Origin of the sequence: Buttiauxella ferragutiae (assembly GCF_022637515.1) — a bacterium.
GTDB lineage: Bacteria > Pseudomonadota > Gammaproteobacteria > Enterobacterales > Enterobacteriaceae > Buttiauxella > Buttiauxella ferragutiae.
In genome coordinates this window covers 1408883-1422734 of record NZ_CP093332.1, presented here as the reverse complement: position 1 = coordinate 1422734, position 13852 = coordinate 1408883, and the positions used below count along the sequence as shown (strand labels likewise).

Here is a 13852-nt window from a genome sequence, read left to right as displayed (position 1 = left end):
CCTAATCTGTGGTGTGGGAAAAAGCATAACGCAAACAGGTTTATCTGATTAGGCACCCTAATTCGCTAGGGTTTATTAGCAGGATTCATTAATGAATACGAGCGGCGGGATTATTTGCTTTCCGGGACAATCGAGATATGCCCGTTGCGTTCGAGAATGGCGAATTTAATTTCTGCCAGTTGGGTGATTCCGTGATCAACACGGGCTGTTTGTAAAATATCATCACAGGAAATATCGACTTTTTTCATTTTCTCCTGAAACAAATAGCCGCTTTCAACCAAAATGACTGGCGTATTATCAAGAAAATCATCAGCTCCCGGTAAATGTTTCTTTATCAAACCAAACAGCATATCCACCACGATCAAGGTGACAATGGTCAGCATGGCTCCGGTGACGGAAAAGTCATTGCCTAATAACGCTTGTTGCGTGGCCTCGCTAATAATTAATAGCAATATCAAATCAAAGGAGGTCATCTGTAATAGCGTACGGCGGCCAGCAATCTTGAACACCACCATCAATATCAGATAAATGGCCAGCGCCCTTATTACCATATCCATTGTCTGGTTACCTTAGGGATAAATAAATTGTTGGAAAGGGATTTCAGCGCCGTTATCAATCGCGACGGTGCTTTTCATGGCCCCGAATTTCATCGGCGTCAGACTTAACCACAATGTTTGCTTAACGCCAGGTGCTATCGGTTGATATTCCAGAATCATCTCGCCATTCAGGCTGTACATTTTATCCGGCTGCGGTTGCAGCGTATCAATGCGAAAGCCCTCCATAAAATCACCGCCCAGCACAATACGGTTACGTTTCCCAGGCGGGGTAACCGAGGTGATTTTCATGTCCATGTCGCTCATCAGGCGATTGAATTTTTCGTAATCAAGAGTGAGGGAATGGTCGTCGTTCGAACGGGTGGCCTCACTGAGATAGCCGCGTGAAAATAGCCCCGCCAGAGCGGCCGCAACAATCAGCAGCAACAGCACAAAACCGACACGCCGCAGCTGAAATTCAAAGTTCAGCCAGAACGGTTTTTCGGCCACGGGTGAAGATTGTTTGGCGGGCGTTGTTTTCATTTATTGATCCGGCCAATGCAGAGTAAGTGGCTGTTTTGAAGTCTAGTCAACAGCGGCAACACTAGCCAGCCTGGATTATTTACGCAACGGTACATCCTTCATCAGCAATGACAGGATGAACGCAAACACCACCACTGCCGCAGAAATCAGGTACACCGAGTGCAATGCCGAGCCAAAGGCTTGCAGATAATCATTTTGCAGCGCCGCCGGAAGTTCATGCACCGCCTTTGCACCCAGTTGACGGGGCAATTGAGTATCAGGTGGGAGCAATTCGCTCAGTTTGTTTTGCAGCACATTGGTGAAAATTGCGCCGAAGGCCGCCACGCCAATCGAGCCACCAATCTGGCGGAACAGCGTGGTGCTGGAGGTCGCAACACCAATCATTTTTTGCTCCACGCTATTTTGCACCGCCAGCACCAACACCTGCATCACCATGCCCAAACCAAAGCCCAACAACGCGATGTAGAGATAGAGCATGTGAATAGGTGAGTCGATTTTAAGCGTGCCGAGCAATAACATGGCGATAAACGTCAGCAAGGTGCCAACGATCGGGAAGATGCGATAGCGCCCTATTTTGCTGATGATGCGGCCACTGATAATTGAGGTCAGCATCAGCCCACCCATCAGCGGTAGTAACTGAATCCCGGCTTCGGTCGGCGTGGACGATTTCACCACCTGCAAGTAAAGCGGCAAGAAAGTCATCGAACCAAACAGCGACATGCCGATAATAAAACCAATCAGGCAACTCAATAAGAAAGTGTGGTCACGGAACAGGCCGAGGGGAATGATCGGCTCAAATGCCCGCCGCTCCTCATAAATAAAGCCGCCGAGCGTCACCACAAAAAAGGCAAAAATGCACCACAGTTGCGGGTCAGACCACGCCATTACGGTGCCGCCCTGGCTGGTGAACAGGATTAAACAGGTCAGCGAGGCGGCGAGATAACCCGCGCCAAGAAAATCGATTTGGTGGCGAATACGCGCGGTTTGCGGTTTGAGCACCGCGCCAATCACCAGCAGCGCGAAGACACCGAGCGGCAGGTTGATGTAGAAAATCCAGCGCCAGGAGAAATGCTCAACCAGGAAACCGCCAATCAGCGGGCCAATTACGGTGGCAAGGCCAAACACCCCGCCAAACAAGCCCTGATATTTGCCGCGATCCGCAGGCGGGATAACATCGCCCACCGCCGCCATAGTGACCACCATCAGCCCGCCGCCACCCAACCCTTGCAAGGCACGCATCAGAATTAACTGCGTCATATTTTGCGCCAGCCCGCATAACGCGGAGCCAAGCAAGAAAATCACGATAGCCGTTTGCAGCACGATCTTGCGCCCCAGCAGATCGCCAAATTTACCGTATAGCGGCACCACAATAGTGGAAGAAAGCAGATAAGCGGTGACCACCCAGGAGAGTTTTTCCAGCCCACCCAGCTCACTGACAATGGTCGGCAAGGCGGTGGAAACGATGGTCTGATCCAGTGCGGCGAGCAGCATGACCAGCATCAGCGCACAGAACAATAAACGAATTGAAGTTGCCTGCTGATGCGTTTCTGCCTGAGGTGTTTCGGTGACTGTCATGTTACCTGTCAGCTTGGGATTAATTAATTTGGTAATTAATGTAGGGTGAATAGTTTCACCCGGTCAATGGATGGCGCACGAAACGCCCCTAAAAACGGCTGTGATAAATCCGAAATCACACCATTGCCCGCCTTGTAGTATCGAGTCGCTGGAGATTCACCGGCCATTTAGCAATTTGTGATCTGGAAATAAATACATTTTCCGCATCAATGATTAAGCTTTTTCCTAATTTACCCATACCAAAAATAATGGATTATGCCAGCGCCAGAAACGGCGTTTCCGCTGCGGCGGCTTCTTCTTAATTTTGGGTTAAACAGCAATGAAAAAAATAATGTTGATGATGGTTGTAGGTATGGCTGGAACATTGGTTGGCTGTAGTACTCCGGCGCAGCGCCAGGCAGAATGCCAGGCTCAGGGAGTCAGCAAAGATGCCTGTTATATGGCCGAGCAAAACAGACAAAACGTAGCCTTAAAGCAGGCGATGGAAAATGCCCACGACGCGGTGAAATAACCCAACGGCTTCGTCATTAATCCAGGCTCGCAAGGGCCTGTTCCTGCTTTCCCCTTCCAAAATACACCCCACATAATTCATTGAATTATGGCGACTTTGTCACAGTCGATTCGCACGAAATGTAAAGTTTAAAAAATGATGCTTTTCTCAGTTTGCTGGCTCTTGTATTCACTCTGAAAGGGAGAGTACATTAGCGCCGGCGAATCGATTCATTAGCCAAAAAAATACAATATGCAGCGGCCATATGGTGAAGTTAATCCCAAAAGTCATGAATGGCGGTTTCATCTTTCTATACTGAATTTTTTAGCAAAATTGCGCGGCAGCACGCGCGGAGCAATGTAACGTGAAATATTTCATGATGGGCTTGTCGTTTATTTTGTTGGTTTGGGTCGGTACGTTTGTGATGATGGTTGAATGATGAAAAACAGGAGCCATTGGCTCCTGTTTTTCATCATTCAACCATTAAACGTTAACCCAATACCCCATCGGCACGGAACATCGCTTTGATGCCACGTACCGCCTGGCGAATACGGTCACGGTTTTCAATCAGCGCAAAGCGCACATGCGTGTCACCGTAATCCCCAAAACCCACGCCTGGCGAAACGCAGACTTTCGCATCCTGAAGCAGTTTTTTGGCAAATTCCAGCGACCCCATTTGTGCATAGTGCTCAGGGATTTTCGCCCACACATACATCGACGCTTTCGGGCATTCCACCATCCAGCCCGCTTCGTGCAAGCCTTTTACTAACACATCACGCCGGCGCTTGTACTGCTCGGCTATATCGCGCACACATTGTTGATCACCTTCTAGTGCAGCAATGGCCGCGACTTGTAGCGGCGTAAATGTGCCGTAGTCGTGGTAACTTTTGATTCTCGCCAGTGCGTTCACCAGCTCTTTATTGCCCACCATAAACCCGATGCGCCATCCCGCCATGTTGTAGCTTTTTGACAGGGTAAAGAATTCAACCGCGACATCGCGAGCGCCAGGGACTTCCATAATTGACGGGGCTTTCCAGCCGTCATAAACGATATCGGCGTAGGCCAAATCATGCACCACCAGCACGTCGTAACGTTTTGCCAATGCCACCACACGTTCGAAAAATTCCAGTTCTACGCACTGCGCGGTTGGGTTCGATGGGAAGCCGAGGATCATCATTTTCGGTTTCGGGTAGCTTTCGCGAATCGCACGTTCCAGTTCGGCGAAGAAATCAACGCCTTCCACCAGCGGCACCGAGCGCACTTGCGCTCCGGCAATGACCGCGCCGTAAATATGAATCGGGTAACTTGGGTTCGGCACCAGCACCGTGTCGCCGTGGTCGAGGGTTGCCAGCATCAGGTGCGCCAGGCCTTCCTTCGAGCCAATGGTGACAATGGCTTCGCTTTCCGGATCAATCTCGACGTCGTAACGATCTTTATACCAGCGCGAAATAGCGCGGCGTAAACGCGGAATACCTCGGGAGGTGGAGTAACCGTGGGTATCTTCACGCTGCGCAACGGTGCAGAGTTTTTCAACGATGTGCGGCGGAGTTGGCCCATCAGGGTTGCCCATGCTGAAATCGATTATATCTTCGCCACGGCGACGCGCCGCCATTTTCAGCTCAGCGGTGATATTAAATACATACGGCGGGAGGCGATCGATACGCGAAAAACGACGTTTTGGACTGGAGTCAACCATAAATTCCTCAGATTAACGTTAGCGCCCGGACCGTCCGAGCGACGCTGCCACGCGATGTGGCTTGTTTAGAAAATAGCCTGAATAAAAATCATCTGTCGAGAGGGAAAGAGAAATATTTTTATCCCACCAAAAAGAGGATGCTTCATTCGAAGCTTATCCCTATTTTATTTGATGCAAGTGGATTACATTAACCATGTCGCAACAATCCAATAACCTTCTTTAAAAGACGTGGAGTATCACCATGACCCTACAGATTGATGACTTACCGCGTGCAATCCGTGAGATAAAACAAAAACTTCGCCACGAACTGCCAAATTACCAAACCGCTTTTGAGCAACTCGAAGGTGATATGAAGCGCCAGATCGACGAGATCCGCGCTGAGCTGGCGCGTGGGGAAAACCCAGTGCCACAAATTAATGCTGACGATATCGTGAATCATCGCGTTAGCGAGCAGCAAAAAGCACTGATTCGCCAGCGGGGTTGTTGCACCGTGAAAGGGGTATTCCCGCAATATCAGGCGCAAGCCTGGAATGAGGAAGTCGGGAATTATCTGGAGCGCAATAACTTTGTCGAGAAACTGAAGAACGCTGCAGAAGATAACTATTTTGGCACACTTGCCGCCAGTAAGCCGCAAATTTACGGCATCTACTGGTCGAAGCCGCAGGTTGAAGCGCGCCAACATGCCCGCATGAAAGCGGTGCAGGTGTTTCTGAATAATTTATGGGAAACCGAAAGCAACGGTAAGCAGCATTTCGACCCGGACCGTGTGGTGAGCTATGCCGACCGTACCCGCCGCCGCCCGCCGCGTTCCAACTCTTTGGGCCTATCTCCACATGTGGATGGCGGTTCAGTTGAACGCTGGCTGGATGAGAATTTCCGCCATGTTTATCGCCATGTGTTTTCTGGTGAATGGCAGAAATACAGCCCGTTTGCTGCTGAAGGGCGTACCGAAGTGCGTGAATTCCCATCGCCAGCGGTGTGTTCGATGTTCCGTACTTTCCAGGGTTGGACGGCGCTTAGCCCGCAGCGTAAACATGGCGGCACACTAACCTTGCTGCCGGTAGCGAATGCGATGGCCTACATTTTACTGCGCGCTTTGCAGGATGATGTGCCGGAAGAATCGCTGTGCGAAGCGAAGCCTGGCCGCGCACTTTCTATTAACGAGCAGTGGCATCCCCTTTTATTAACAGGGATTTCCTCAATTCCGGATATGGAAGCGGGCGATACGGTTTTCTGGCACTGCGATGTGATCCATGCTGTTGAAAATGAACATCTTGGTGAATTTGATAGCAACGTGATGTATATCGCCGCCGCACCATGGTGTGAGAAGAACGCCGCTTACCTTGAGCGCCAGTGGTCATCCTTTGTTGAAGGTAAATCGCCACCTGATTTTGCCGCCGATGATTTCGAGGTTGATTTCACCGGACGTGCGATGCCAGCGGATATGACAGTCGCTGGGCGCGAGCAGTTAGGTGGGAAGTAATCCCCTCACCCTACCCCTCTCCCCAGGGGGGTGTCTCTTAGTCACAACTTTGAGGGGCGGTTCCTGCCGATCCGGAGAAGGTTCCGTTCACCAGGCGATAGCGTGTTTATGTCGCGACTGAACCGGTGAACGTCTTAGGGTGACCACCGTCGTCACCCTAAGAACCCTGACTCCCGGCAAATAAATCGCCGCAAGCGGTAAACCTCCATTTTGCCTCCGTGTCAGGGTCGGTTGCGATTCGTTCCCGACGATCGCGCCCTCCAGCCGTTCCCGACGGCTGGACCCTGCCACCTGGAGTCAAAATGGAGGCGAGTTAAGCCGGACCCGAAATTCAAGGTCAAAGTCAAAAGCCAGAGCGGTTTTGACCTTGTTCTCGGCTTCAATCGCACCGTTTTTCACCCTTCAGTTGGGGTCACGTGGTCGGGAACCACGTGAGAGAGCGATCGCCTGGAGCGAGTCGCGAACGACCGCGAATGTTGGGTAAAAAACGGTGTTTACCGCGCAGCGGCGATTGATTTGCCGGGCGCCTGGATTATCAAGGGGTTGGCGTTAACCCCTTGATACGTTCACCGTTTGCGGGAATTAAAGAGATAACTGAACACACGGGTGAACGGAAAACCTGCAGGGCTTACAGATCTCACCCTGACAAGATAACCAGGATGAGTTGTGTATAAGAGACAGCTCCCCAGGGAGAAGGGATAGTCCAGTTTGCCATGTCCCAAAAATCCACGTTTCTGGTAACCACTCAGTAATTTCCTTATCATTGCCCTTCCATTCCTGGTCACGCGAGTTACCCGTGCACGAAATTTTTAATATGCTGCTGGCGGTGTTTGACCGAGCGGCGCTGATGCTTATTTGCCTGTTCTTTTTAATCCGCATCCGCCTGTTCCGCGAGTTGTTGCATAAGAACGCCCACACGCCGAAAGAGTTACTGGCCGTCACCGCTATTTTCTCAATGTTTGCCCTGTTCAGCACCTGGTCCGGCGTGCATGTTGAAGGTTCGCTGGTTAACGTGCGGATTATCGCCGTGATGGCGGGCGGGATCTTATTTGGGCCGTGGGTCGGCATTATTACCGGTATTATCGCCGGGCTTCATCGTTATCTGATTGATATCGGTGGAATTACCGCCGTTCCTTGCCTGATAACCAGTATTGTCGCCGGTTGTATTGCCGGTTGGATAAACCGCAAAATACCGAAAGCTCAGCATTGGCGGGTGGGGATTATTGCCGGGATGTTGTGCGAAACCATGACCATGGTTTTAGTGGTGCTGTGGGCGCCGTCTGTTTCACTGGGCATCGATATTGTGTCGAAAATCGGTATTCCGATGATTGTCGGCACCGTTTCCATCGGCTTTATTGTGTTGCTGGTGCAAAGTGTTGAAGGTGAGAAAGAGGCCAGTGCCGCGCGTCAGGCTAAGCTGGCGCTGGATATTGCCAATAAAACGCTGCCGTTGTTCCGCAAGGTGAACAGCGAATCGCTGCGCCAGGTTTGTAATATTATCCGCGAGGATATTAACGCCGACGCGGTAGCCATTACCGATAAAGAGAAAGTGTTAGCCTACGTGGGTTTTGGGGAAAGCAATTATAAACAGAATGATAACGGGATTAGCCCCCGCACCCAACTGGCGCTGCGCGAAGGAAAAATCATTATCCGCAACGATGATGAAGCTTATCGCACCCCGGAAATTCACTCGCTGATTATTATTCCGTTATGGGAAAAAGGTGTCGTCACCGGCACGCTGAAAATCTATTACCGCCATGCTCATCAAATTACCTCTACTTTGCAGGAGATGGCGGTCGGGCTTTCGCAGATTATTTCCACCCAACTGGAAGTTTCCCGTGCCGAGCAGTTGCGCGAAATGGCAAATAAAGCCGAACTACGCGCGCTGCAAAGCAAAATTAATCCTCATTTTCTGTTCAATGCCCTGAACGCGATATCCTCGTCTATTCGCATGAATCCCGATACCGCACGCCAGTTGATTTATAACTTGTCGCGCTATTTGCGCTACAACATTGAATTAAAAGACGATGAACAGATCGATATTAAAAGAGAGCTGTATCAGATAAAGGATTACATCGCCATTGAGCAGGCACGTTTTGGCGACAAGCTGACGGTGATTTATCACATTGATGAAGAGGTGAATTGCCTGATCCCCAGCCTGCTGATCCAACCGCTGGTTGAGAATGCGATTGTCCACGGGATACAGCCATGTAAAGGCAAAGGCGTGGTGACCATCAGCGTTGAGGAGAGCGGTAATCGCGTGCGAATTGCGGTGCGCGACACCGGTAACGGTATTGATCCGCTGGTGATTGAACGCGTGGAGGCCAACGAAATGCCGGGCAATAAAATCGGCCTGTTGAATGTGCATCACCGCGTAAAATTACTCTACGGTGAAGGTCTGCATATTCGTCGACTTGAGCCAGGCACTGAGATTGCATTTTATGTGCCTCACGCCGCCAGTACCGTTCCACCTTTATTGCCGCAACAAGGAGGTAATCTATGAAAGTCCTCATCGTAGAAGATGAAGTCCTGGCTCAGCAGGAGCTTAACTGGCTTATCAAAGAGCACAGCCAGATGGAAGTGGTGGGCACCTTTGATGACGGCATGGATGTGCTGCGTTATCTGCAACATCATGAAGTTGATGCTATTTTTCTCGACATCAACATCCCCTCTTTAGATGGCGTGTTGCTGGCGCAAAACATCAGTAAGTTTGCCCATAAGCCGTTTATTGTGTTTATCACCGCCTGGAAAGAACATGCAGTGGAGGCGTTTGAGCTGGAGGCTTTCGACTACATTCTGAAGCCGTATCAAGAGTCGCGCATTATTGGGATGCTGCAAAAACTGGAAGCCGCTTTCCAGCAACAAAACGCCCCTGCCGCTGCTAACACCCCGGGGCGTGAAGCGTTGACGGTTAATTTGGTGAAAGATGAGCGGATTATCGTTACCGATGTTAACGATATTTATTACGCCGAAGCGCACGAGAAAATGACCTTTGTGTACACGCGACGTGAAGCGTATGTCATGTCGATGAACATCACTGAGTTTTGCCATCGCCTGCCGGAAAGCCATTTCTTCCGTTGCCATCGCTCATATTGCGTTAACCTGAGTAAAATCCGTGAGATAGAACCGTGGTTTAACAATACCTATATTTTGCGTTTGCAGGATTTGGAATTTCAGGTGCCGGTGAGTCGTAGCAAAGTGAAAGAGTTTCGCCAGTTGATGCGTTTGTAAAACGGGCGCAAGAATTTGCGCCCGATGGGATTACAGAACCTGCCCCAGCGTTTGGCGCAAATGCGCGCCAGCGCCCAGCAATCCTGGTTGATCGTGAACAATCAAATACACCGGAATGTTGTGCACGTATTCTTTGAAACGCCCTTTGTCTTCAAAACCGCCACGGAAACCGGAAGCTTTAAAGAATTCGAGGAAACGTGGCACGATACCGCCCGCAATGTACACGCCGCCAAACGTCCCAAGGTTTAACGCAAGGTTACCGCCAAAGCGCCCGAGGATGACGCAGAACAGCGACAAGGCACGACGGCAGTCGGTGCACGTGTCTTCAACAGCCTTTTCGGTAATGTCTTTCGGTTTATAGTTTTCTGGTTCACGCCCGTCTGATTTAACAATCGCGCGATACAAATTCACTAAACCGGGGCCAGAAAGCACACGTTCTGCAGAAACGTGGCCGATTTCGGTACGCAGTTCTTCGAGGATAATCCCCTCTTCTTCGCTGTTTGGCGCAAAGTCGACGTGACCGCCTTCACCCGGCAGGCTCACCCAGCGTTTATCGACGTGAACAAGATGTGCGACGCCAAGCCCGGTGCCAGCACCATAAACCGCAATCGGTTTGCCTTCGACTGGCTCATCGCCACCAAACTTGATCAGGTGCTCTTTTTTGAGCGCCGGAATAGCCATGGAAACGGCGGTAAAGTCGTTGATAATCTCCAGATGTTCAAAGCCGAGGTTCTTTTTCATCTCGGCGGTAGAGAATGCCCAGGTATGGTTGGTCATTGCCACCCAATCGCCAGTAATCGGGCATGCAATGGCGATACAACCGTCAGTCACGGCGACATTGTGCTCTTTGAGATAATGCGCCACCACCGCTTCCAGGCTTGGGAAATCGAGGCCCGAATAGGTTTTTGCCTGGGTGATGTCACCATTTTCAACGTTGCACAGTGCCAGACGCGCATTGGTGCCGCCTACATCTCCCACCAAAGCATATTTTGTCATTCTTTCACTGCTCCGCTAAAGTCAAAATAAGATCTGGCATCACTGTAAAATTAGCTAGCCTAAACAACAACGACCAGATGAGAAGTGCCTTGGGATTATCGATCTTCGTCACAGATTAGCTTGAGCGTTTCAGCCCGTATTGCACAGTGGCTTAAAACTAATCAGGCAGAGGGTTTGCCGCGACGATTTGCGCTGAATAAATTTAGAGTAAGGAAAATTTATGCTCCATCCGCGAGCCAGAACCATGCTGGTTCTTTCTGTCCCAGCGTTAATCATTGGGGTTTGTTCCAGTCTGGTATTGATTGTAGTGATGAAAGTCGCTGCGGTTTTGCAAAAATACCTGTGGGTTACCCTGCCCGCCAATTTCGACCTCAATATGAACTCCCCGATGTGGATTCTTTTGATGCTGACCGTCACCGGCATCGCGGTTGGGTTGGTGGTGCGCTATATGCCAGGCCACGCGGGGCCCGATCCGGCAACAGAGCCGTTGATTGGCTCGCCGGTACCGGTGATGGTGCTACCAGGTCTGATTATTGCGCTGCTGCTGGGGCTTGCCGGTGGGGTTAGCCTCGGGCCGGAACACCCTATTATGTCGGTGAATATTGCGCTGGCGGTGGCGATTGGTGCGCGTTTATTGCCTAAAGTCGCCGCGCTCGACTGGACTATTCTCGCCGCAGCAGGAACCATCGGTGCGCTATTTGGTACGCCAGTTGCGGCAGCGTTAGTGTTTTCGCAAACGCTGAACAGCAGCAACGATGTACCGTTGTGGGACCGGCTTTTCGCCCCGCTGATGGCCGCCGCTGCCGGAGCCATGACCACCGATTTGTTCTTCCAGCCTGATTTCTCGATACCGGTGCTGCAATATACGGAATTGCGCGTGGTGGATATCTTCAGTGGAGCCGTGGTAGCGACTATCGCGATTGCATTGGGGATGGTCGCCGTCTGGTGTTTGCCGCGTGCGCATCGCATGATTCACCAGCTCAAACACCCGGTGTTTATTCTTGGCACCGGCGGTTTTCTGTTAGGGGTATTAGGGCTGATTGGCGGCGAAGTCACACTGTTCAAGGGGCTGGATGAAATGCGCCAGCTGACCGCCGGGAGTTTTTCCGTGGCAACCCTGTTCATGTTTGTGGTGGTAAAACTGGCCGCGCTGGTGGTTGCCTCAGCCTGCGGATTCCGTGGCGGACGGATTTTCCCGGTGGTGTTTGTCGGGGTTGCGCTGGGGATGATGCTCCATCAGCATGTCGAAGCGGTTCCGGCAGCAATTACCCTGTCATGTGCCGTCCTTGGCCTGGTGTTGGTGGTCACGCGTGACGGCTGGCTTAGCCTGTTTATGGCAATGGCAATCGTACCAGATATCAAGTTGCTGCCGCTGCTGTGCATCGTGATGTTACCCGCCTGGCTGCTGCTGGCGGGTAAACCGGTGATGATGGCCGAGAAACCGAAAGTGTAGCTCTGCGTTACCTGTTTTGTCGGATGACGCTATCGCTTATCAGACCTACGAAGAGGCCAGTCATCAGTCTCGTGCGGCATTGCGTTTTGCCAGCGATGTTGTGATGGCATGCAACAATTCGGGTATATCCTGTTTCGGCAGGACGACTTCCACAAGCGTAAGTCGTTCTGCTTTTGCCACCTTCTGCATCACTTCTTCTAACTGCATCGGTTCTGTTACTCGCCAGCATTGCGCCGGATTGTGAACATTCATCGCTTGCGGGATTTGCGTCCAGTTCCATGGCGCAATGTCGTTATAGCGCTGCTCCGCGCCATGTATCGCCCGCTCAACCGTGTAACCATCATTATTAAGCAAGAAGATCACTGGCCGCTGCTGGTCACGCAGCATCGACCCCATTTCCTGAATAGTCAGTTGTGCCGAACCGTCCCCTACCAGCAATATCACTCGCCGATTTGGGCAGGCAGTTTGTGCGCCAAATGCAGCCGGGAGGGTAAAACCAATCGAGCCCCAGAGCGGCTGAGCGATAAAGGTCACACCTGCAGGCAAGGTCAGCGTCGCGGCACCAAAAGCGGCGGTTCCCTGGTCGGCCAGCACAATGTCCCCCGCTTGCAGGAAGTTTTGCATTAATTGCCAGAAGGCGTGCTGGTCCAGCGTTCCGTTGGTGGTGGAGGGTAACGCAGGCGGCTTTTGTTGTGGCACCGGCCAACCGGAAACCTGGTGTTTACACAGCTGATGCAGCACCTCAACGGCTTGCGCCATCGCAATGCCACTGAACCAACGGTCACCAATGCGTGTGGCGTGTGGCTGAATGTCGATAGTTTGTTGTTCGGTGAGGTGTTGCGTGAACCCGGCGGTGAGCGTGTCGGTGAATTTGACGCCGGCGCAGATGACCAGCTCAGCGCGTTCAATAGCGTGCTTCACTTTTTCATCGCTGGCCGAGGCGCTGTAGGTTCCGACAAACCCTTGCTGGCCTTCATCAAATAACCCTTTGCCCATCAGCATGGTGGCATGAGGCATCGGGGTGTCGTCCATCCATTGCTGCAGCGCTTTTTGTTGCCCAAAGCGCAGCGCCAGGAAATCAGCCAATAACGCCACGCTTCGGCTTTCTGCGAGGCGTTCCTGGGCACAGGCGCGGAATTCGGACAGCAATGCCGGATCGCAGCCTGATTGCACAGCGAACAGAGGTTGAGTCGGGCGAATGGCTGGAGCCTGGGAGACATCGCTGGGGAGCAGCAAATAACCCGGACGGCGTTGCGTGAGGGCTTGTTGTAAAACACGGTCAATTTCGTAACAGGCGTTTTCCGGTGTGAGCGAAGCCTGAGCCACCGTCACCTCCTGCGCCATTCTGGCAAAATGGCAGAAATCGCCGTCACCTAATGTGTGGTGCAGCAATTCGCCGCGCCGTTGTGCCCCAAGGCAGGGCGCGCCCACCACATGGATAACCGGTAAGTATTCGGCGTAACTTCCGGCGATGCCGTTTATTGCGCTTAATTCACCCACGCCAAAGGTGGTGAGTAACGCGGCGGCACCATTACAACGCGCATAACCGTCAGCGGCGTAAGCGGCGTTCAGTTCGTTGGCACATCCAACCCAGGCTAGAGTCGGGTTTTCAATCACGCTATCCAAAAACTGTAGGTTGTAGTCACCTGGGACACCAAATAAATGGTTGATCCCGGCTTCGGTGAATCGGTCGAGAATATAGTCCGCTACACGGTAAGTCATGACGCATTCCTTCTCAGAGGGCTTACAGTGAGTATTGGGCATATGTGATCGCTGTCGAGAATCCACGCGAATAAGGCCATGGAAAGAAGGATTTACACTTAACTGCGGTGTAGTCTGATAGCCAGAAACC

The 13852-nt window shown here is 51.7% G+C and carries 12 protein-coding genes; 6 read left to right on the top strand and 6 right to left on the bottom strand.

Going from position 1 to position 13852, the window contains the following annotated elements; translation table 11 throughout:
- Positions 1-110 precede the first annotated feature (110 nt).
- The 3 genes from MNO13_RS06445 to MNO13_RS06435 form a co-directional block, all read right to left on the bottom strand.
- The gene (locus MNO13_RS06445; protein ID WP_064544641.1) at positions 111-557 is read right to left on the bottom strand and encodes a DUF421 domain-containing protein; all 447 of its coding nucleotides are present in this window, start codon (positions 555-557) and stop codon (positions 111-113) included.
- A 12-nt stretch (positions 558-569) separates the two neighbouring features.
- Positions 570-1076, bottom strand: a complete 507-nt coding sequence (locus tag MNO13_RS06440; RefSeq protein WP_241939665.1) for a hypothetical protein — start codon at positions 1074-1076, stop codon at positions 570-572.
- Between the two features lie 75 nt (positions 1077-1151).
- Complete coding sequence (locus MNO13_RS06435) at positions 1152-2651, bottom strand: MDR family MFS transporter (RefSeq protein ID WP_241939664.1); 1500 nt, start codon at positions 2649-2651, stop codon at positions 1152-1154.
- Positions 2652-2970: 319 nt separating this feature from the next.
- On the opposite strand from MNO13_RS06435, the gene MNO13_RS06430 reads away from it, so the two are divergent.
- Together MNO13_RS06430 and ypdK are read left to right on the top strand one after the other, a co-directional pair.
- Positions 2971-3162: a hypothetical protein gene (locus tag MNO13_RS06430; protein WP_064544635.1), complete on the top strand. Its 192-nt coding sequence runs from the start codon at positions 2971-2973 to the stop codon at positions 3160-3162.
- 355 nt (positions 3163-3517) lie between these two features.
- Positions 3518-3580 carry a membrane protein YpdK gene (ypdK, locus tag MNO13_RS24430; protein ID WP_154152584.1) on the top strand — a complete coding sequence of 21 codons (63 nt, stop codon included), beginning with the start codon at positions 3518-3520 and terminating at the stop codon, positions 3578-3580.
- A gap of 51 nt (positions 3581-3631) precedes the next feature.
- Here the strand turns inward: ypdK and alaC are convergent, their stop codons facing one another.
- A complete protein-coding gene (gene alaC, locus MNO13_RS06425) occupies positions 3632-4837 on the bottom strand; it encodes an alanine transaminase (RefSeq protein WP_241939663.1) in 1206 nt (401 codons plus the stop codon).
- 241 nt (positions 4838-5078) lie between these two features.
- Between alaC and MNO13_RS06420 the strand changes: the two genes are divergently transcribed.
- The 3 genes from MNO13_RS06420 to MNO13_RS06410 all read left to right on the top strand — a co-directional run bounded on the left by MNO13_RS06420 (position 5079) and on the right by MNO13_RS06410 (position 9551).
- Positions 5079-6320 (top strand): DUF1479 domain-containing protein, encoded by a 1242-nt coding sequence (locus tag MNO13_RS06420; protein ID WP_241939662.1) that lies wholly within the window; start codon positions 5079-5081, stop codon positions 6318-6320.
- A gap of 796 nt (positions 6321-7116) precedes the next feature.
- A complete protein-coding gene (locus tag MNO13_RS06415) occupies positions 7117-8823 on the top strand; it encodes a sensor histidine kinase (RefSeq protein WP_232886266.1) in 1707 nt (568 codons plus the stop codon).
- Positions 8820-9551 carry a LytR/AlgR family response regulator transcription factor gene (locus tag MNO13_RS06410; protein ID WP_064544627.1) on the top strand — a complete coding sequence of 244 codons (732 nt, stop codon included), beginning with the start codon at positions 8820-8822 and terminating at the stop codon, positions 9549-9551. Before MNO13_RS06415 ends, MNO13_RS06410 begins: the two co-directional genes overlap by 4 nt.
- A 30-nt stretch (positions 9552-9581) precedes the next feature.
- Here the strand turns inward: MNO13_RS06410 and glk are convergent, their stop codons facing one another.
- Complete coding sequence (glk, locus tag MNO13_RS06405; RefSeq protein WP_064544626.1) at positions 9582-10547, bottom strand: glucokinase; 966 nt, start codon at positions 10545-10547, stop codon at positions 9582-9584.
- A 220-nt stretch (positions 10548-10767) separates the two neighbouring features.
- On the opposite strand from glk, the gene MNO13_RS06400 reads away from it, so the two are divergent.
- Positions 10768-12000 carry an ion channel protein gene (locus MNO13_RS06400; RefSeq protein WP_121815138.1) on the top strand — a complete coding sequence of 411 codons (1233 nt, stop codon included), beginning with the start codon at positions 10768-10770 and terminating at the stop codon, positions 11998-12000.
- 63 nt (positions 12001-12063) lie between these two features.
- Here the strand turns inward: MNO13_RS06400 and MNO13_RS06395 are convergent, their stop codons facing one another.
- Entirely contained in the window at positions 12064-13722 is a 1659-nt protein-coding gene (locus MNO13_RS06395; RefSeq protein ID WP_241939661.1) for an alpha-keto acid decarboxylase family protein, read from the bottom strand.
- Between the last annotated feature and the right edge of the window lie 130 nt (positions 13723-13852).